Consider the following 18,572-nt stretch of genomic DNA (forward strand, 5'->3'; position numbering starts at 1 on the left):
GAAGTCTTGAGAAGATTAAGCAGCGGATGAAACGACAAAATTCTTTTCGTGACTATACGGCTGAGTCCGCACTGTTTGTGCGTCGGGCGCTGGTCGCCTTTTTGGGTATTTTGCTGCTGACCGGCGTACTGATCGCCAATTTGTATAATCTGCAAATTCTCCGTTTTACCGATTACCAGACCCGCTCGAACGAAAACCGTATCAAGCTGGTGCCAATTGCGCCAAGTCGCGGGATAATCTACGACCGTAACGGCATTCCCCTTGCGCTGAACCGCACTATCTATCAGATTGAAATGATGCCGGAAAAGGTGGATAACGTTCAGCAAACGCTGGATGCGCTACGCAGTGTGGTCGATTTAAACGACGACGATATCGCCGCCTTTAAAAAAGAGCGCGCCCGATCCCATCGCTTTACTTCTATTCCGGTGAAAACAAACCTGACGGAAGTTCAGGTCGCGCGCTTTGCTGTCAACCAGTACCGTTTTCCGGGCGTTGAAGTCAAAGGCTATAAACGCCGCTATTATCCATACGGATCGGCGCTGACCCACGTTATCGGCTACGTATCGAAAATCAATGATAAAGACGTCGAGCGTCTCGACAGAGAAAACAAACTGGCGAACTACGCCGCCACCCATGACATCGGCAAGCTGGGCATTGAGCGCTACTATGAAGATATTCTGCATGGGCAAACCGGTTATGAAGAGGTTGAAGTCAACAACCGCGGTCGCGTTATTCGCCAGCTTAAAGAGGTGCCGCCGCAGGCCGGACACGATATCTACCTGACGCTGGATCTCAAGCTCCAGCAGTATATTGAAACGCTGCTGGCAGGCAGTCGCGCGGCGGTGATTGTCACCGATCCGCGTACCGGCGGCGTGCTATCGCTGGTCTCCATGCCAAGTTACGACCCTAACCTTTTCGTGGATGGCATCTCCAGCAAAGATTACTCCGGGCTGCTTAACGACCCGAACACGCCATTAGTGAACCGCGCGACTCAGGGTGTCTACCCACCCGCTTCTACCGTTAAGCCTTACGTCGCCGTATCGGCGTTAAGCGCTGGCGTCATCACCCGTAACACCAGTCTTTTCGACCCTGGCTGGTGGCAGTTGCCGGGGTCTGAGAAACGCTACCGCGACTGGAAAAAATGGGGCCACGGGCATCTGAATATCACCAAATCCCTTGAAGAGTCGGCGGATACCTTCTTCTATCAGGTGGCCTATGACATGGGGATCGATCGCCTGTCAGAATGGATGGGTAAGTTCGGCTATGGTCACTATACCGGAATTGATCTCGCAGAAGAGCGCTCTGGTAATATGCCGACCCGCGAGTGGAAGCAGAAACGCTTTAAAAAACCGTGGTATCAGGGCGATACGATTCCGGTGGGCATCGGCCAGGGTTACTGGACAGCGACGCCGATTCAGATGAGTAAGGCACTGATGATCCTTATTAACGACGGTGTAGTTAAAGTCCCGCATCTGTTAATGAGCACCGCGGAAAACGGTAAACAGGTGCCGTGGGTACAGCCGCATGAGCCGCCGGTGGGCGATATTCACTCCGGCTACTGGGAAATTGCGAAAGATGGCATGTATGGCGTCGCCAACCGCCCTAACGGCACGGCGCATAAATATTTTGCCAGCGCGCCCTATAAAATCGCGGCGAAGTCGGGCACCGCGCAGGTCTTTGGCCTGAAGGCCAACGAAACGTACAATGCGCATAAAATCGCCGAGCGCCTGCGCGACCATAAATTAATGACCGCCTTTGCGCCGTATAACAATCCCCAGGTCGCCGTCGCGATCATCCTTGAAAACGGCGGCGCAGGCCCGGCAGTAGGCACAATCATGCGCCAAATCCTTGATCACATCATGCTGGGCGACAACAACACCCATTTGCCTGCGGAAAACCCGGTGGTTGCAGCGGCGGAGGACCAATAATCATGACGGATAATCCGAACAAAAAAACCTTCTGGGATAAAATTCATATCGATCCCACGATGCTACTTATTCTGCTGGCGTTACTGGTTTACAGCGCATTGGTCATCTGGAGCGCCAGCGGCCAGGACATCGGCATGATGGAGCGTAAAATCGGTCAGATTGCGATGGGGCTGGTGGTCATGGTGGTGATGGCGCAGATCCCGCCGCGCGTGTATGAAGGCTGGGCGCCCTATCTCTATATCATTTGTATCATTCTGCTGGTCGCCGTTGATGCCTTCGGCGCAATATCCAAAGGCGCGCAGCGCTGGCTCGATCTGGGAATCGTTCGCTTTCAGCCTTCGGAAATAGCCAAAATCGCCGTGCCGCTGATGGTCGCCCGCTTTATTAACCGCGACGTCTGCCCGCCCTCGCTGAAAAATACCGCCATCGCCCTGGTATTAATCTTTATGCCTACCCTGCTGGTCGCCGCCCAGCCGGACCTGGGGACGTCTATTCTGGTCGCCCTTTCCGGTCTCTTTGTCCTATTTTTGTCTGGTCTGAGCTGGCGCTTAATTGGGGTCGCCATTGTATTGATCGCTGCATTTATTCCTATTTTGTGGTTTTTCCTGATGCACGATTACCAACGCCAGCGCGTCATGATGCTCCTTGATCCGGAGACCGATCCGCTGGGCGCGGGCTATCATATTATTCAGTCTAAAATCGCCATTGGCTCAGGCGGCCTGCGCGGTAAAGGCTGGCTCCACGGCACCCAGTCGCAGCTGGAGTTTTTACCCGAACGCCATACCGACTTTATCTTCGCGGTACTGGCGGAAGAGCTCGGTCTGGTGGGCATCCTGATTCTGCTCGCGCTCTATATTTTGCTAATAATGCGCGGCTTGTGGATTGCCGCCAGAGCGCAAACTACATTTGGTCGCGTGATGGCTGGCGGATTAATGTTAATATTATTCGTTTATGTCTTCGTAAATATTGGTATGGTGAGCGGTATTCTGCCTGTGGTTGGAGTACCTTTACCCCTGGTCAGCTACGGGGGCTCCGCACTGATTGTGCTGATGGCCGGGTTCGGGATTGTGATGTCGATCCACACCCACAGAAAAATGTTGTCGAAAAGCGTATAAGGGGTGCGCAATGCGTAAGCAGTTGCCTGTAATCTGCGTCGCGGCAGGGATAGTACTACTCGCGGCATGTACTAATGACGGCGGTCAGCAGCAAACCACCGTCGCGCCGCAACCTGCGGTATGTAATGGTCCGACTGTGGAAATCAGCGGAGCGGAACCGCGTTATGAACCTCTGAATCCGACCGCAAACCAGGATTATCAGCGTGACGGTAAAAGTTATAAAATCGTTCAGGACCCGTCCCGCTTTAGCCAGGCTGGCCTGGCCGCTATTTATGATGCGGAACCCGGCAGTAATTTAACCGCCTCCGGGGAGATGTTCGATCCGATGCAGCTTACCGCCGCCCATCCGACACTGCCTATCCCCAGCTATGCGCGAATCACCAACCTGGCCAACGGTCGCATGATCGTCGTGCGTATTAACGATCGCGGCCCCTATGGCACCGATCGGGTCATCTCCCTGTCCCGCGCGGCGGCGGATCGTCTGAATACCTCGAATAATACTAAAGTACGGATTGACCCCATTATCGTGGCGCCGGATGGTTCGCTCTCCGGCCCGGGGATGGCCTGTACGACGGTGGCGAAACAGACCTACGCTCTGCCCCCTCGCCCTGATTTAAGCGGCGGAATGGGAAGCGCCTCTTCAGCGCCTGCGCAACCGCAAGGCGACGTTCTTCCGGTCAGTAATTCCACGTTGAAAAGTGACGATACCACCGGCGCGCCGGTGAGCAGCAGCGGCTTCCTCGGCGCGCCGACCACGCTGGCGCCTGGCGTGCTGGAGGGTAATGAACCGACGCCGGCACCACAGACAGCGCCGGTTTCCGCGCCGGTGACGGCTCCAGCGACTGCGACGCCGGTGAGCGCGCCTGCTGCCGCGGCCCCGGTATCTGCCCCGGTGAGCGCGCCTGCCGCCGCGGCGAGCGGTCGTTTCGTCGTCCAGGTCGGCGCCGTCAGCGATCAAACGCGTGCGCAGCAGTACCAACAGCGTTTAAGCCAGCAGTTCAGCGTACCAGGGCGCGTAATACAAAACGGCGCGGTCTGGCGTATTCAACTGGGGCCTTTTGCCAGTAAAGCCGAAGCCAGCGCGTTACAGCAACGTTTGCAAACAGAAGCACAATTACAGTCCTTTATCGCCAGCGCGCAGTAACCGATCGCAGGTATCTGTACTGTCAATTTCTGTAAATGACATTAACAAAGTCACGCGGAAAGTCAGATGCCTGCCAGTTATGCTTTTGCTATAGTAGGGCTCTTTTTTTAATTTCATCACGGACGTCGTAGTTCAGACCATGAAGACCACTTTTTCCGCTCGTTTTATGCAGCGCATGGCGCTCACCACGGCGCTTTGTGCCGCGTTTATCTCAACCGCACATGCCGATGACCTGAATATCAAAACTATGATCCCGGGCGTTCCGCAGATCGATGCGGAATCCTACATCCTGATCGACTACAACTCCGGCAAAGTTCTGGCGGAACAAAACGCCGACGAACGTCGCGACCCGGCTAGTCTGACGAAGATGATGACCAGTTACGTCATCGGACAGGCAATGAAAGCGGGTAAATTTAAAGAAACCGACCTGGTTACCGTCGGTAATGACGCCTGGGCCACCGGCAATCCGGTATTTAAAGGCTCCTCGCTGATGTTCCTCAAGCCGGGAATGCAGGTACCGGTCTCTCAGTTGATACGCGGCATCAATCTGCAATCCGGCAATGACGCCTGTGTGGCGATGGCTGATTTCGCCGCCGGTAGCCAGGATGCTTTCGTCGGACTGATGAACAGCTATGTGAACGCGTTGGGGCTGAAAAATACCCACTTCCAGACCGTACACGGCCTGGACGCCGACGGACAATACAGTTCAGCTCGCGATATGGCGCTGATTGGTCAGGCGTTAATTCGCGATGTGCCTAACGAATATGCCGTTTATAAAGAAAAAGAGTTCACCTTTAACGGCATTCGCCAGTTAAACCGTAACGGTCTGCTGTGGGATAACAGCCTGAATGTGGACGGCATCAAAACCGGCCATACCAGCAAAGCGGGCTATAATCTGGTCGCTTCCGCAACCGAAGGCCAGATGCGGTTGATTTCCGCCGTAATGGGCGGACGGACCTATAAAGGCCGTGAAACAGAAAGCAAAAAACTGCTGACGTGGGGCTTCCGTTTCTTTGAAACCGTTAATCCGCTGAAGGCTGGTAAAGAGTTCGCCTCTGAACCCGCCTGGTTTGGTAATACCGATCGCGCCTCGCTGGGCGTCGATAAAGACGTTTACCTGACGATCCCTCGCGGTCGCATGAAAGATTTGAAAGCGAGCTATGTACTGAATACCGCAGAACTGCACGCGCCGCTGCAGAAAAACCAGGTGGTCGGCACCATCAACTTCCAGCTGGACGGTAAAACCATCGAGCAGCGTCCGCTGGTCGTACTGCAAGAGATCCCGGAAGGGAACTTCTTCGGTAAAATCATTGATTACATTAAATTAATGTTCCATCACTGGTTTGGATAAAAATTGAACGCTTGAAAGTGTAATTTTCGTCCCCATATACTATGCATCAGTAAAACTCCCGCCCTGTGGCGGGAGTTGTTATTTTTTTACGTAATGCCGGAGCTGACATGAAAACCAAACTTAACGAACTGCTTGAATTCCCTACGCCATTTACTTACAAAGTAATGGGGCAGGCGTTACCTGAGCTGGTTGATCAGGTGGTTGAAGTGGTACAGCGCCATGCGCCTGGTGATTACTCTCCGACGGTAAAACCGAGCAGCAAAGGCAACTACCACTCGGTCTCTATCACCATTAATGCCACCCATATTGAACAGGTTGAAACGCTGTACGAAGAACTGGGCAATATTGATATCGTGCGAATGGTATTGTAATACATCCAGACGGTTACCCGGTCTTATCCGGGTAACTCCCCGCCTCCCCCGCTGTGATATACTTTCCTCTCTTTTTTCATTCTCTACGGAGATGCCGTTTTGTATCAGGATAAAATCCTTGTCCGCCAGCTCGGCCTTCAGCCCTATGAAGCTATCTCTCAGGCCATGCATAACTTTACCGATATGCGCGATGAAAACAGCCATGATGAAATCTGGTTGGTTGAGCATTACCCGGTGTTTACCCAGGGCCAGGCCGGTAAAGCGGAACATATATTGATGCCTGGCGATATTCCCGTTGTGCAGAGCGATCGTGGAGGACAGGTGACCTATCATGGTCCGGGCCAACAGGTAATGTACGTTTTACTTAACCTGAAACGACGTAAACTGGGCGTGCGTGATTTAGTCACCCTACTTGAACAGACCGTGGTGAATACGCTGGCTGAAATTGGTATTGAGGCGCATCCGCGCGCCGATGCACCGGGCGTCTATGTGGGTGAAAAGAAAATCTGCTCGCTGGGTTTACGTATCCGTCGCGGCTGCTCATTCCACGGTTTAGCGCTAAACGTTAACATGGATCTTTCTCCTTTCCTGCGTATCAACCCGTGTGGTTATGCCGGCATGGAAATGGCCAAAATAACGCAGTGGAAGGAAGACGCTACCACGGATAATATTGCGCCCCGCTTGCTGGCGAATATTTTAGCTCTGCTAAATAATCCACCGTATGAATATATTGCTGCTTAATGCGTAAAATATAATGGCCCAAGAAATTTATGGGTCATTAATCATATATGATTTGAATGCTTTACTTCTCCCCCCGCTTTCTATATTTTCGTTATATCCCTGCTGTAGCCGCCAGGCGGCATGGCCTCTTCAGTCCTCATGATGAGGAATTTTCCGTGAACAAAATCCCGGCCTTGCTGCTACTTATCTTATTGAAATGACTAAAAATACATTCATAAGAGTAATTTTAAAACCAACTCATAAATGCAAAATATACTATTTCATCTATTATTCATAATACGAATGAATTCGGAGCCAGAGCGTGAGTGATAATAATCAGGCAGAAAGACAACCGGCCGATCAACATCTACAAGACAAACCGCAAATTTTCAGAACACTGAGAAATATTGACCTCAATCTGTTGACGATTTTCGAGGCCGTATATGTCCATAAAGGGATCGTCAATGCCGCGAAAATTCTTAACCTGACGCCGTCAGCCATCAGCCAGTCCATTCAAAAATTACGGACTATATTTCCCGATCCGCTGTTTATTCGCAAAGGCCAGGGCGTAACGCCCACGACGTATGCTACGCATCTGCACGAATACATCAGCCAGGGGCTGGAATCTATTCTTGGCGCCCTGGATCTTACGGGCAGCTATGATAAGCAACGTACCATTACAATTGGCACGACGCCTTCGGTCGGCGCGCTAGTGATGCCGATTATTTACCAGGCCATCAGGCCGCGTTATCCTCAGCTTTTGCTGCGCAACATTCCGGTAGACGATGCCGAAAGCCAGCTTAGTCAGTTTCAGACCGATCTCATTATCAATACCCATAGCTATAACAACCGGAGCATCCAGCATCACGTCCTGTTTAGCGATACGCTTGAGATTGTCTGCCGCCAGCATCACCCGTGTCTGGCGAACGCCATTACTGAAGAGAGACTGAACAGCGCGGATCACACCTTTCTGATGCTGGAGGGACAACATCTTTCCCTCCTGCGCCAGCGACTGCAGGAGACATTTCCCGATCAGCAAATCAGTTTTAGCAGCTACAATATTTTTACCATTGCCTCGCTGATCGCCAGCAGCGATCTGCTGGGACTGATGCCCACCCGCTTCTACGACTTATTTAGCCGTTGCTGGCCGCTTGAACGCCTTCCCTACGCGCCGGTGAATAGTGAACAGGTCGAGTTCTCGCTGCATTACAATAAACTGAGTCTGCGCGATCCGGTGCTGGAGAACGTCATTGATATCATTCGTGAGGCGTTCTGACAAAAATGTTGCATTCAGGTCACGGAAGATATGGGCAAACAGCACAAAACAACAACTATTTTACATTTTGCCGGGCTGTCAGGCTGCTTTATGGCCCTTATCAATGATATACTGCGTGTCACAAATTCAAAAATAGTTGATAAATACAACTTTCCCTTGAATTGAAACGCTTTCCTTCGTTATTCGCAACTGGAACACGCACGCTATGAGTAAACCCATTGTGATGGAACGCGGTGTAAAATACCGCGATGCCGATAAGATGGCTCTTATCCCGGTTAAAAATGTGGTCACAGAGCGCGACGCTCTACTACGTAAACCGGAATGGATGAAAATAAAACTTCCGGCGGATTCTACCCGTATCCAGGGCATCAAAGCCGCAATGCGCAAAAATGGCCTGCATTCTGTCTGCGAGGAAGCGTCTTGCCCAAACCTGGCTGAATGTTTCAACCACGGTACCGCTACGTTTATGATCCTTGGCGCCATTTGCACTCGCCGCTGTCCGTTCTGTGATGTCGCCCATGGCCGCCCCCTTGCACCGGATGCGGAAGAGCCGCAGAAACTGGCGCAAACGATCGCCGACATGGCGCTACGCTATGTGGTCATCACCTCTGTCGACCGTGACGATCTGCGTGACGGCGGCGCCCAGCACTTTGCTGACTGCATCACCGCCATCCGCGCCAAAAGCCCGGAGATAAAAATAGAGACCCTGGTGCCAGACTTCCGTGGACGTATGGATCGCGCGCTGGATATTCTTAACGCGACGCCGCCGGATGTGTTTAACCACAACCTGGAAAACGTGCCGCGTATTTACCGCCAGGTTCGTCCGGGCGCCGATTACAACTGGTCGCTGAAATTACTGGAACGCTTCAAAGAAGCGCACCCGGAAATTCCGACAAAATCGGGTCTGATGGTGGGCTTAGGCGAAACCAATGCGGAAATCATTGAGGTTATGCGCGACTTACGCCGTCACGGCGTTACCATGCTGACGCTTGGTCAGTATCTACAGCCAAGCCGCCATCACCTGCCGGTACAGCGTTATGTCAGCCCGGAAGAGTTTGACGAGATGAAAGCGGAAGCTCTGGCGATGGGCTTTACCCATGCCGCCTGTGGCCCCTTTGTACGTTCTTCGTACCATGCTGATCTCCAGGCCAAAGGCATGGAAGTGAAATGATCGTGTAATAGACGCTTACATTTCAGGCAAAAAAAACCGGCAACTCGCCGGTTTTTTTACTCTGCGGAGCAAGCGCATTGCGCTATTACTCTTTATGCGAGAGTTTTTCAGCCTGAACGCTACCGTCGACGTCTTTCTTAACGCCCGCGTCTTCATCGTTCATTGCTTTCTTGAATCCTTTAATCGCCGTGCCCAGGTCTCCGCCCAGCGTACGTAACTTCTTGGTACCAAACAGCAGAACAACCAGTGCGGCAACCACCAGCAGTTTGGTAATACTAATCTCACCCATAGATACCTTCTTCACTAAAAACAGGCTGCGTAACGCGCCGGATTAACCTGAGAATATTAACGGTCTTTCGACGCGCGCACACAATAGCAATCTGTAACAAGGTGAATCAAGCTTTGCGTAAAAAAACATCATAATAATTGCGGTGGCGCAAATCGTCGTTGCTGCAAAAGAGGAAGTTGCTCCCGCACCTGGTCTATTCGTTCTCTGAATATTTCCGCGACGATCAGCGCCGGACGATCGGCTGCCGCGGCTATCGTTACCCCCAACGGATCGATAATACGACTTTGACCAATATTACGATTACCACACTCCCCGGCCGCAATCATATAGCAGGTGGTATCCAGCGCTCTCGCCGCCAACAGCGTCGACCACTGCTGCTCTTTCAACGGGCCGCGAACCCAGCCCGTCGGCAGCGCCAATACGTCAGCCCCCTGTAAAGCCAGCGCTAACGCCATATCCGGAAAGCGCAGGTCATAACAGGTCATAAGCCCCACCTTAACCCCCTCCACGTCCAGCACAGGCGCGATAACGGTTCCGGCATCAATACTTTGGGATTCTTGCATCGAAAACGCATCATAGAGATGCAGCTTCGCGTAACGCGCGACAATGTGACCCGCCCGTAGCGCCACCAGCATATTAACCGCCCGTCCAGGCGTTGACGGGACAAGGATAGTGAATATCGTCGTCATATTATTATGAGCGCTTTCTTCCTGAAGCCGCGTCATAAACGCGCCATCCAGCGGCTGCGCGGCGCGAATCGGCAGGTCAAGGTCGATGTCATCTCGCGCTAATATCCCCTCAGGCAACACCAGAAGCGATACGCCGCGGTCCGCCGCCTGAGCCATTAACGAAACGCAAACTTGCGCATTCTTTTCCCATACAGAACTCACCACAAACTGCCCGGCTGCAACGAACATATCCCCTCCCACACCTCTGTCAGGACTCGCCAATTATGCGTGTTCGGCGTTACACTCCTCCTGTATAGCAATTAAATAAAGGATTCGGCAGTGTTACAGCTTCTTTTAGCAGTTTTTATCGGCGGTGGAACGGGGAGCGTAGCCCGGTGGATGCTAAGTATGCGTTTTAATCCGCTTCATCAGGCGATTCCCATCGGTACGCTAACAGCAAATTTGCTTGGCGCGTTTATTATCGGCATGGGGTTCGCCTGGTTTAACCGCATGACACATATCGATCCGATGTGGAAAGTGCTCATCACGACCGGCTTTTGCGGCGGCCTGACGACCTTTTCTACTTTTTCTGCTGAAGTGGTATTCTTGCTGCAAGAGGGGCGCTTTGGCTGGGCGCTGCTGAATGTGCTGATTAACCTGTTAGGTTCGTTTGCCATGACGGCGCTGGCATTCTGGCTATTTTCCGCCGCAGCGGCGCGTTAAGCGCAAAAAAAACCCGCCGAAAGGGCGGGTTTTGAAATCTTGCTGTCGGACGTATGCTTACAGAGCAGTTACGTTTGCAGCGGAAGGGCCTTTGGCACCGTTAGTGATTTCGAACTCTACGCGCTGACCTTCAGCCAGAGTTTTAAAACCATTGGTCTGGATTGCAGAGAAGTGTACGAACACGTCTTTGCTGCCATCTTCCGGAGTAATGAAACCGAATCCTTTGGATTCATTAAACCACTTAACGTTACCTTTAATCTTAGACATCAAAATTACCTTTACATGAAAAATAGACACAAATGCTGTGTCGGATACCAGTACAACAATTGTGATGCATTTTGTCCAGTCGAACTTTGCGAAAAAGTGATAAATATCGCGTTAATTTTTAGCTAACTCTAGCTACTTATTGTTTTTTAAGACTTTTTAATTCACAACTGAAGCATGCCCTTCCCCATCAAAACTGGAAACGCATCCAGGCGAAATAGACGTTTCCGTTGTTATACGAACCCGGAATGTAGGTCATCTGAAAGGTAGCGGGACCATAGCCTATCGACGCTAAAGGCAACAGCACAGGGATGGGAATATAATTCCAGTTGTCGCGCGCGGTAACGCCTGCGGTAAAGCCCAGTCCCAGACGAAAATTATCGTCTTCCAGCGGTCGCCAGGTTTTTTCCCAGCCATAACCGCCTATGGGTTCCCATTTGTTAAATGAATCTTTAAAGGCCATCATATAAAGGCCATGCCAGTTGCCTTTGTCGTCCCAGCGCGACTGACCAAAACCAACGCCCCACGGCCGCTCGTTATAGCGATCCGTTTTCTCTTTATCGTAGGCAAAGCGCGCATGCCAGGTAATGGCGGGGACATACAAATCATAATGCTCAGGCTGTCGCCACGTTTCTGCGACGTTATCGGTAAACGTGTTAAACCACCCTTTATCCGCCGCAGAGACTGAAGGAATAGCCAGCCATGGCATCAAAAGGAGAGCAATAATAAGAAAATACTTTCTGATGATCATCGCAACATACATACCGTTCAAAAATTCGACCGTGATAATAACAACATTAACCTGAATAAAATCTTAACAAACTATAAACAGAGAATAATCTGAGAAAGTATCGGGTTAACGGCGTTTGATTTAGCACTCAGAACCGTCGCGCGCTCCTTAATAAGCTTTCACAAAAAACACAAAACAAAGCACAACAAATAAAACAATAAAATAACAATAAATTAATACTTATAGCGCTACAGAAAATTCGTATAAGCATATTTCATCTTTAGCGATGACATGAAAAAATAACCGCGCCGTGATTTTAATCAGTAAGGCGCCATCCTTTATTCGGTACATTTTTATACCACTTTTGTGGCTCTTATTTTTACTCTGGGTGTCGATAAGACAGGGGAAACAATGCTAACAGTTATAGAGCTCCTTATCGGAGTCGTCGTTATTGTGGGTGTAGCGCGCTACATCATTAAGGGATATTCCGCCACTGGCGTTTTATTTGTCGGCGGTCTGGTTCTGCTTATTATCAGCGCGCTGATGGGGCATAAGGTATTACCTGCCAGCGAAACCAGTACCGGCTATACCGCAACAGATATTGTTGAATACATCAAAATTTTGCTTATGAGTCGCGGCGGCGATCTTGGCATGATGATCATGATGCTGTGCGGCTTTGCCGCCTATATGACGCATATCGGTGCGAATGATATGGTCGTGAAGCTGGCGTCGAAACCTTTACAGTACATAAACTCGCCCTACCTGTTGATGATTGCCGCCTATTTTGTCGCCTGCCTGATGTCGCTGGCCGTCTCTTCCGCGACGGGGCTTGGCGTACTGCTCATGGCTACTCTCTTCCCGGTGATGGTCAACGTCGGCATTAGCCGCGGCGCGGCGGCGGCTATTTGCGCCTCTCCGGCCGCCATCATCCTCTCGCCAACGTCTGGCGATGTGGTTTTAGCCGCAAAAGCGGCGGAAATGCCGTTAATCGATTTCGCGTTCAAAACCACGTTGCCGATTTCCATCGCCGCCATTATCGGTATGGCGATTGCGCATTTTTTCTGGCAACGCTATCTGGATAAAAAAGAGAACATTTCACATGAGATGCTGGACGTGGCGGAGATTACCACCACGGCCCCGGCGTTTTATGCCCTTTTGCCGTTCACGCCCATTATCGGCGTACTGATTTTTGACGGTAAATGGGGGCCGCAGTTGCACATTATTACCATTCTGGTGATCTGTATGCTGCTGGCCGCCGTGCTGGAATTCGTGCGCGGCTTCAACACGCAAAATGTGTTTTCCGGCCTGGAAGTGGCTTATCGCGGCATGGCGGATGCGTTTGCCGGCGTTGTGATGCTGCTGGTCGCGGCGGGCGTTTTCGCCCAGGGGCTGAGCACCATTGGCTTTATCCAAAGCCTGATCTCGATTGCCACTTCTTTTGGTTCCGCCAGCATTATTCTGATGCTGGTATTAGTGATTTTAACCATGCTGGCCGCGATGACCACCGGTTCAGGCAATGCGCCTTTTTACGCCTTTGTTGAGATGATCCCTAAACTGGCGCACTCCTCCGGTATCAACCCAGCCTATTTATCCATCCCAATGCTGCAAGCCTCAAACCTGGGGCGCACGATTTCGCCGGTCTCCGGCGTCGTGGTCGCTGTCGCCGGGATGGCTAAAATATCACCGTTTGAAGTGGTGAAACGCACGTCCGTTCCGGTCATCGTCGGTCTGTTGATCGTCATTATCGCCACGGAAATTATGGTGCCAGGCGCCTCTTCTGCCGTTACTGGCGGCTGATAGCCGGTAAGCCGGGGCGAGGGAAAACATCGCCCCGGCATCTTAAACCAGGCTTAGCCTCCGTGGTAAATACGCTGCGGCCTGCCCACTTTGCCATGAATAATCTCTGCGACAATCAGGTGCCGACTCGCGCAATATTCCAGGTAGCGTCGGGATGTGGTGCGGCTTATCGTTAAGGCCTGCGCGACCGTTTCAGCCGTATGGCGTACGGTTGGATCGGCAAATAGCTTCATCACCGCATTAAGGGTTAAGGCATCAATACCTGTCGGCAAATCCCCTTTCGGTTCGCCGCGCGCATAGGCGTTGAACATTTCATCTATCTGCTTCTGACTTGCGCTATCCGCGCTCGCCAGCATACGTCTGCGCTGTTGATAGCGGGTCAGCGTCTGTCCCAAACGTTCATAAGCAATAGGTTTGACCAGATAATCAAACGCGCCGCTACGTACCGCTTCCGCTACCGTCTCCATGTCACTGGCGGCGGTCGTAAACACGACGCCGCCGGGATAGCGCGACTGCATTAATTCATGCAGCAGCGTAATCCCCTTCCCATCCGGCAGATAATTATCTAACAGAATTAATCCAGGTTTGAACCGGTCAATCATCATTCTCGCCTGCGCCAGATTGCCCGCCAGCCATATCTGGTTAAAGCCAGGAATATGGCGGATATATTCTGCGTGCATTTCCGCCAGCAGCGTTTCATCCTCAACGATCAATAGGGTTAATGGTTCTGTCATCGTTTTTTTTCACTTTCGGAAGGAATAAAGAAAATAAGGTGCCACAAGGATCATTGTCTTCCAGCGTAATGACCCCGCCACAGCGCCCCACATAACTTGCAATCAGATATAACCCGATACCATGCTCACCGGGTTCGTCGGTTCGGGTACTTACGCCCTGTTCAAAAATCTTTTCCCGCAGCGCTTCAGGAACGCCGCAGCCCTGGTCGGCGACCTCTATCACCACCTCGTCGCCCTCGTCGCTCAGGAAAAGTTCGATGGTCTTGTCGCCTTCCTGTGTACGCAAACTCGCTTCAAACGCATTATCCAGCAGATTCCCGACGATGGCGGCGAACTCCGTGCTATCCAGCCCCTCCGGCAGTTGATGTAGCTGGCTGCCGGGAACTATCACCATCTTGAGCCCCAGTTCACGCGCGCGCTGAACTTTGCCAAACAGCAAACCGGCCACCTGACGATCGGCGAAGGCGCCGCGTAAACTATCAATAAGTTGCTGCTGCGCCTGCGATTCGCCCTGCACCATCTCTCTGACCCGATCATACTCTTTCATTTGCAGCAGGCCGTTCAGAGTCGACATCCAGTTCAGGTGCTCATGGCGTAGCGTGCGCAGGCTCTCAACATACTGTTTAATCTGGGTTAGCTGCGCGTTCAACGTCGCGATTTCATCCTTGCTGCGAAAACTAATAATAGCGCCCAGCAGCTCCTCGCCGGAACGGATAGCCTCACGATTGGCGATGACGCTCAGGCCATTGAAGTTAGCCATCACGTCCTGGCGTCTTTCTGCGATCTGGCAGGTAAAAAAGTCTGCCGGATTGACGACTTCCGCTATCAGCTTGCCCAGCCACTGACGCCCCGGCGACGGCAGCCCCAACATTTTTCTCGCATTGCGGTTAATCGCAGTGATATGTCCCTCCGGATCAACGGCGATCAGCCCTTCATAAACCGAGCTAAATAACGCCTCCTGCTGGCGTACCACGCGCGCAATCTGTTTCGGCTCCATGCCCAGCATTTGTCGGCGGATATGCGCGGCGAAAAACCAGGAAAGCAGCATTAATACCACCAGCAACAGGACAAAAACCCCCGCCATCGGTAATAAGAAGTCCAGCCGCCAGGAGTCGATTTTACTGACCAGATAGCCAATTGAAACAACGCCGATCACGTTGCCTTCGTTGTCAAAGATAGGCGTTTTGGCGCGCATCGCCATCCCTATTGAGCCCTTACCGGTAATGAAATAACTTTCTCCTCTTTCCAGCGCGCCGGGTTTCGTAAACTGCATGGGATAGCCGATTTTTTCCGGATTCGGATGGTAAAGCCGGATCGAGTGGCGATCGCCTATCACCACATAGTCAAAATCCGTCCCGCGCTGCAGTTTATTCGCAATTATCGCCAGGCGTTTATAGTCCCGGTTTTTTACGGCAGCGATAATGCTGTCGTTAGAAGCAATAATTTTTGCCTGATTCATCGCCATATCACGAACATGGGACGCCAGATAATCTTCGAAACTGGCAGACAAATATTGTGCTAACGCTGCCACGATGAAAACAGAAACCACCAGAATGAGCAGAAAAATACGTAACGGAAACGCGAGTTGCCGAAAAAAAGGAAACAGCTTTTTATTTTTCTGATAGGACATTAAGGTTCCTTATGGGCATTTCTCTTCAGATTTATCGCAAATGTAATAAAAATGTTTTCAGCATCTTGAAGCATATAAAAACCAATCGTTACAGATTCCCCACATTAAATCAATTAAACAACTAAAACCCACCGCCGGAATGGTGATTAAATTAATTAAAAAACTTAAAACCATAAAACACTTAAAAACCATCTAACGCTTTGTGAAATAAATCAAAATTTACCACCAAAATACTCCTTACGATGTATACGTCAGAGAGAAAAATAAATAACTCGGCATAAAAATACTCTCACTCTGACTGAAAAGAAAAAGTTATCAAGTTGCAACACAGCGCAACATATACAGAAAAGTGGCAACAAGCATATCACCAGGATATTTCTTACTATGTTTGGCAATAATGTATTCACTCGGGTAAAACGCTCTGAAAATAAAAAAATGGCGGAGATCGCTCACTTTCTCAAAGAGAATGATTTAAGCGTCGATACCACTGTAGAAGTGTTTATTACTGTCAGCCGTGATGACCGTCTTATTGCCTGCGGCGGTATTGCCGGAAATATCATTAAATGCGTGGCCATTAGCGAATCAGTACGCGGCGAAGGCTTAGCGTTAACGCTGGCGACGGAATTGATTAATCTCGCCTGGGAACGGCACTGCACCCATCTTTTTATTTATACCAAAACGGAATACGAAGCGCTGTTTAAACAGTGCAGCTTTTCGACGATAGCCAGCGTCCCTGGCGTGATGGTCTTAATGGAAAATAGCGCGACCCGGTTGAAACGGTATGCGGAATCGCTGGCGACATTGCGTCATGAGGGAAAGAAAATTGGCTGTATTGTGATGAACGCCAATCCTTTCACGAACGGCCATCGCTATCTGATCCAACAGGCGGCGGCACAGTGCGACTGGCTGCATCTGTTCCTGGTCAAAGAAGATACGTCACGCTTTCCCTATGAAGACCGACTCGATCTGGTCCTTAAAGGGACCACCGATATCCCGCGCTTAACCGTTCACCGCGGCTCCGAATACATTATTTCTCGTGCGACGTTCCCCTGCTATTTCATTAAAGAGCAGAGCGTCATTAATCACTGTTATACCGAAATCGACCTGAAGATTTTCCGCCAGTATCTGGCGCCCGCGCTTGGCATCACACACCGCTTTGTCGGTACGGAGCCGTTTTGTACCGTTACCGCCCAGTACAACCTTGATATGCGTTTCTGGCTGGAGACGCCAACGCTTCCCGCCCCACCCATTACGCTGGTGGAAATAGAGCGGCTTTGCTTCCAGGAGACGCCGATATCCGCCTCCTGGGTACGCAAGCTGCTGGTTAAACACGATCTCACGGCTATCGCGCCGCTGGTTCCCGACGCCACCCTGCGCTATTTGCAGGGCATGGTCGAACGCCATCCGGGCAGCGCGGCAGCCCGTCAAAAGTCCCCCGTCTTAGCAACAGGTGAAAAATGAAAATAAACCAGCTAGCCGTCGCAGGCACGCTTGAGTCCGGCGATGTGATGATACGCATTGCGCCGCTCGATACGCAGGATATTGACCTGCAAATCAACAGTAGCGTTGAAAAACAGTTTGGCGAGGCCATTCGCGCCACCATCCTGGAGGTGCTTTCTCGCTACGACGTGCGCGGCGTACAACTGAACGTCGATGATAAAGGCGCTCTGGACTGCATTTTGCGCGCCCGACTGGAAACGCTACTGGCGCGCGCCAGCGGTATTGCCGCTCTGCCCTGGGAGGATCGCCAATGATTTCCGCCTCTCTGCAACAACGTAAAACCCGCACCCGCCGCAGTATGTTATTCGTACCGGGCGCCAACGCGGCGATGGTGAGCAATTCGTTTATCTATCCGGCCGACGCGCTGATGTTTGACCTGGAAGACTCCGTTGCATTACGCGAAAAAGACGCGGCGCGCCGTCTGGTATATCACGCGCTGCAACATCCGCTTTACCGTGACGTCGAAACCATCGTCCGCGTGAATGCGCTGGACTCCGAATGGGGCGTCAACGATCTGGAGGCGGTCGTGCGCGGCGGCGCGGACGTGGTGCGTTTACCGAAAACCGACACCGCGCAGGACGTCATTGATATCGAAAACGAAATTCTGCGCATTGAAAACGCCTGCGGTCGCGAACCGGGCAGTACCGGCCTGTTAGCCGCCGTGGAATCGCCGCTGGGTATTACCCGCGCGGTAGAAATCGCTAACGCCTCTGAACGGTTGATCGGGATTGCGCTGGGCGCGGAAGACTATGTTCGCAACCTGCGCACCGAACGCTCTCCGGAAGGCACCGAACTGCTGTTCGCCCGCTGCGCCATTTTGCAGGCCGCGCGTTCCGCCGGTATTCAGGCCTTCGATACCGTCTATTCCGACGCCAACAACGAAGCCGGTTTCCTGCAAGAAGCCGCCCACATTAAACAGTTGGGCTTTGACGGTAAGTCACTGATCAACCCCCGCCAGATAGAACTGCTGCACAACCTTTATGCGCCGACGCGTAAAGAGGTCGCCCATGCGCGTCTGGTCGTTGAAGCCGCAGAAGCCGCCGCCCGCGAAGGTCTCGGCGTCGTTTCCCTTAACGGCAAGATGGTCGACAGCCCGGTGATTGAACGCGCCCGTCTGGTGCTCTCCCGTGCAGAACTTTCCGGTATTCGCGAAGAATAAGG

General features: G+C 51.7%; 19 protein-coding genes. 13 read left to right on the plus strand and 6 right to left on the minus strand.

Going from position 1 to position 18,572, the window contains the following annotated elements; translation table 11 throughout:
- The first annotated feature begins 26 nt into the window (after positions 1 to 26).
- The 8 genes from mrdA (at position 27) to lipA (ending at position 9,076) form a co-directional block, all read left to right on the plus strand.
- Positions 27 to 1,928, plus strand: a complete 1,902-nt coding sequence (gene mrdA, locus QEN32_RS15345) for a peptidoglycan DD-transpeptidase MrdA (RefSeq protein WP_000828700.1) — start codon at positions 27 to 29, stop codon at positions 1,926 to 1,928.
- Between the two features lie 2 nt (positions 1,929 to 1,930).
- The gene (mrdB, locus tag QEN32_RS15350) at positions 1,931 to 3,043 is read left to right on the plus strand and encodes a peptidoglycan glycosyltransferase MrdB (RefSeq protein WP_000131713.1); all 1,113 of its coding nucleotides are present in this window, start codon (positions 1,931 to 1,933) and stop codon (positions 3,041 to 3,043) included.
- A gap of 10 nt (positions 3,044 to 3,053) precedes the next feature.
- Positions 3,054 to 4,187, plus strand: a complete 1,134-nt coding sequence (gene rlpA, locus QEN32_RS15355; RefSeq protein WP_001231298.1) for an endolytic peptidoglycan transglycosylase RlpA — start codon at positions 3,054 to 3,056, stop codon at positions 4,185 to 4,187.
- Between the two features lie 139 nt (positions 4,188 to 4,326).
- The gene (gene dacA / locus QEN32_RS15360; RefSeq protein WP_000858711.1) at positions 4,327 to 5,538 is read left to right on the plus strand and encodes a D-alanyl-D-alanine carboxypeptidase DacA; all 1,212 of its coding nucleotides are present in this window, start codon (positions 4,327 to 4,329) and stop codon (positions 5,536 to 5,538) included.
- Positions 5,539 to 5,645: 107 nt separating this feature from the next.
- On the plus strand, positions 5,646 to 5,909 hold the full coding sequence (gene ybeD, locus QEN32_RS15365) for a DUF493 family protein YbeD (RefSeq protein ID WP_000850547.1): 264 nt from the start codon (positions 5,646 to 5,648) through the stop codon (positions 5,907 to 5,909).
- A 99-nt stretch (positions 5,910 to 6,008) separates the two neighbouring features.
- Positions 6,009 to 6,650 (plus strand): lipoyl(octanoyl) transferase LipB, encoded by a 642-nt coding sequence (lipB, locus tag QEN32_RS15370; RefSeq protein WP_000284009.1) that lies wholly within the window; start codon positions 6,009 to 6,011, stop codon positions 6,648 to 6,650.
- 301 nt (positions 6,651 to 6,951) lie between these two features.
- The gene (locus QEN32_RS15375; protein ID WP_001282817.1) at positions 6,952 to 7,905 is read left to right on the plus strand and encodes a YbeF family transcriptional regulator; all 954 of its coding nucleotides are present in this window, start codon (positions 6,952 to 6,954) and stop codon (positions 7,903 to 7,905) included.
- A gap of 205 nt (positions 7,906 to 8,110) precedes the next feature.
- Positions 8,111 to 9,076, plus strand: a complete 966-nt coding sequence (gene lipA, locus QEN32_RS15380; RefSeq protein ID WP_265321906.1) for a lipoyl synthase — start codon at positions 8,111 to 8,113, stop codon at positions 9,074 to 9,076.
- 85 nt (positions 9,077 to 9,161) lie between these two features.
- On the opposite strand, the gene tatE is transcribed toward lipA, so the two are convergent.
- Positions 9,162 to 9,365 carry a twin-arginine translocase subunit TatE gene (tatE, locus tag QEN32_RS15385; RefSeq protein WP_000503938.1) on the minus strand — a complete coding sequence of 68 codons (204 nt, stop codon included), beginning with the start codon at positions 9,363 to 9,365 and terminating at the stop codon, positions 9,162 to 9,164.
- A gap of 128 nt (positions 9,366 to 9,493) precedes the next feature.
- Positions 9,494 to 10,282 carry a deaminated glutathione amidase gene (locus QEN32_RS15390; RefSeq protein WP_000495789.1) on the minus strand — a complete coding sequence of 263 codons (789 nt, stop codon included), beginning with the start codon at positions 10,280 to 10,282 and terminating at the stop codon, positions 9,494 to 9,496.
- Between the two features lie 90 nt (positions 10,283 to 10,372).
- On the opposite strand from QEN32_RS15390, the gene crcB reads away from it, so the two are divergent.
- Positions 10,373 to 10,756: a fluoride efflux transporter CrcB gene (crcB, locus tag QEN32_RS15395; protein WP_000939753.1), complete on the plus strand. Its 384-nt coding sequence runs from the start codon at positions 10,373 to 10,375 to the stop codon at positions 10,754 to 10,756.
- Positions 10,757 to 10,813: 57 nt separating this feature from the next.
- On the opposite strand, the gene cspE is transcribed toward crcB, so the two are convergent.
- Both cspE and pagP read right to left on the minus strand, forming a co-directional pair.
- Positions 10,814 to 11,023, minus strand: coding sequence for a transcription antiterminator/RNA stability regulator CspE (gene cspE, locus QEN32_RS15400; RefSeq protein WP_000034826.1), 210 nt, complete (start codon positions 11,021 to 11,023; stop codon positions 10,814 to 10,816).
- A gap of 187 nt (positions 11,024 to 11,210) precedes the next feature.
- The gene (gene pagP / locus QEN32_RS15405; protein ID WP_001637197.1) at positions 11,211 to 11,783 is read right to left on the minus strand and encodes a lipid IV(A) palmitoyltransferase PagP; all 573 of its coding nucleotides are present in this window, start codon (positions 11,781 to 11,783) and stop codon (positions 11,211 to 11,213) included.
- Positions 11,784 to 12,161: 378 nt separating this feature from the next.
- On the opposite strand from pagP, the gene dcuC reads away from it, so the two are divergent.
- Positions 12,162 to 13,547, plus strand: a complete 1,386-nt coding sequence (gene dcuC, locus QEN32_RS15410; protein WP_000958619.1) for an anaerobic C4-dicarboxylate transporter DcuC — start codon at positions 12,162 to 12,164, stop codon at positions 13,545 to 13,547.
- A gap of 53 nt (positions 13,548 to 13,600) precedes the next feature.
- Here dcuC and dpiA read toward each other — a convergent pair whose 3' ends face one another.
- Both dpiA and dpiB read right to left on the minus strand, forming a co-directional pair.
- The gene (gene dpiA, locus QEN32_RS15415) at positions 13,601 to 14,281 is read right to left on the minus strand and encodes a two-component response regulator DpiA (RefSeq protein ID WP_000138786.1); all 681 of its coding nucleotides are present in this window, start codon (positions 14,279 to 14,281) and stop codon (positions 13,601 to 13,603) included.
- Positions 14,250 to 15,911, minus strand: coding sequence for a sensor histidine kinase DpiB (gene dpiB / locus QEN32_RS15420; protein ID WP_023205726.1), 1,662 nt, complete (start codon positions 15,909 to 15,911; stop codon positions 14,250 to 14,252). The genes dpiA and dpiB overlap by 32 nt, the downstream gene beginning before the upstream one ends.
- Before the next feature lie 384 nt (positions 15,912 to 16,295).
- On the opposite strand from dpiB, the gene citC reads away from it, so the two are divergent.
- From citC to citE, 3 genes are read left to right on the plus strand one after another with little or no spacing between them, the layout of a single operon-like run.
- Positions 16,296 to 17,372: a [citrate (pro-3S)-lyase] ligase gene (gene citC / locus QEN32_RS15425; protein WP_000467874.1), complete on the plus strand. Its 1,077-nt coding sequence runs from the start codon at positions 16,296 to 16,298 to the stop codon at positions 17,370 to 17,372.
- Positions 17,369 to 17,665: a citrate lyase acyl carrier protein gene (gene citD / locus QEN32_RS15430; RefSeq protein ID WP_000700679.1), complete on the plus strand. Its 297-nt coding sequence runs from the start codon at positions 17,369 to 17,371 to the stop codon at positions 17,663 to 17,665. The genes citC and citD overlap by 4 nt, the downstream gene beginning before the upstream one ends.
- Positions 17,662 to 18,570 (plus strand): citrate (pro-3S)-lyase subunit beta, encoded by a 909-nt coding sequence (citE, locus tag QEN32_RS15435; RefSeq protein ID WP_000622349.1) that lies wholly within the window; start codon positions 17,662 to 17,664, stop codon positions 18,568 to 18,570. The genes citD and citE overlap by 4 nt, the downstream gene beginning before the upstream one ends.
- The last annotated feature ends 2 nt before the right edge of the window (positions 18,571 to 18,572 follow it).

The organism is Salmonella sp. SA14318 (genome assembly GCF_029866905.1).
In the GTDB taxonomy this organism is placed as follows: Bacteria; Pseudomonadota; Gammaproteobacteria; order Enterobacterales; family Enterobacteriaceae; genus Salmonella; species Salmonella enterica.

Bases quoted from the DNA above. Each gene is read 5' to 3' on its own strand.
- QEN32_RS15390 (WP_000495789.1), bottom strand. From the start codon at position 10,282: ATGTTCGTTGCAGCCGGGCAGTTTGTGGTGAGTTCTGTATGGGAAAAG.
- citC (WP_000467874.1), top strand. From the start codon at position 16,296: ATGTTTGGCAATAATGTATTCACTCGGGTAAAACGCTCTGAAAATAAA.
- dcuC (WP_000958619.1), top strand. From the start codon at position 12,162: ATGCTAACAGTTATAGAGCTCCTTATCGGAGTCGTCGTTATTGTGGGT.
- tatE (WP_000503938.1), bottom strand. From the start codon at position 9,365: ATGGGTGAGATTAGTATTACCAAACTGCTGGTGGTTGCCGCACTGGTT.
- mrdA (WP_000828700.1), top strand. From the start codon at position 27: ATGAAACGACAAAATTCTTTTCGTGACTATACGGCTGAGTCCGCACTG.
- ybeD (WP_000850547.1), top strand. From the start codon at position 5,646: ATGAAAACCAAACTTAACGAACTGCTTGAATTCCCTACGCCATTTACT.
- rlpA (WP_001231298.1), top strand. From the start codon at position 3,054: ATGCGTAAGCAGTTGCCTGTAATCTGCGTCGCGGCAGGGATAGTACTA.
- dpiA (WP_000138786.1), bottom strand. From the start codon at position 14,281: ATGACAGAACCATTAACCCTATTGATCGTTGAGGATGAAACGCTGCTG.
- dacA (WP_000858711.1), top strand. From the start codon at position 4,327: ATGAAGACCACTTTTTCCGCTCGTTTTATGCAGCGCATGGCGCTCACC.
- dpiB (WP_023205726.1), bottom strand. From the start codon at position 15,911: ATGTCCTATCAGAAAAATAAAAAGCTGTTTCCTTTTTTTCGGCAACTC.
- cspE (WP_000034826.1), bottom strand. From the start codon at position 11,023: ATGTCTAAGATTAAAGGTAACGTTAAGTGGTTTAATGAATCCAAAGGA.
- mrdB (WP_000131713.1), top strand. From the start codon at position 1,931: ATGACGGATAATCCGAACAAAAAAACCTTCTGGGATAAAATTCATATC.
- lipA (WP_265321906.1), top strand. From the start codon at position 8,111: ATGAGTAAACCCATTGTGATGGAACGCGGTGTAAAATACCGCGATGCC.
- citE (WP_000622349.1), top strand. From the start codon at position 17,662: ATGATTTCCGCCTCTCTGCAACAACGTAAAACCCGCACCCGCCGCAGT.
- citD (WP_000700679.1), top strand. From the start codon at position 17,369: ATGAAAATAAACCAGCTAGCCGTCGCAGGCACGCTTGAGTCCGGCGAT.
- pagP (WP_001637197.1), bottom strand. From the start codon at position 11,783: ATGTATGTTGCGATGATCATCAGAAAGTATTTTCTTATTATTGCTCTC.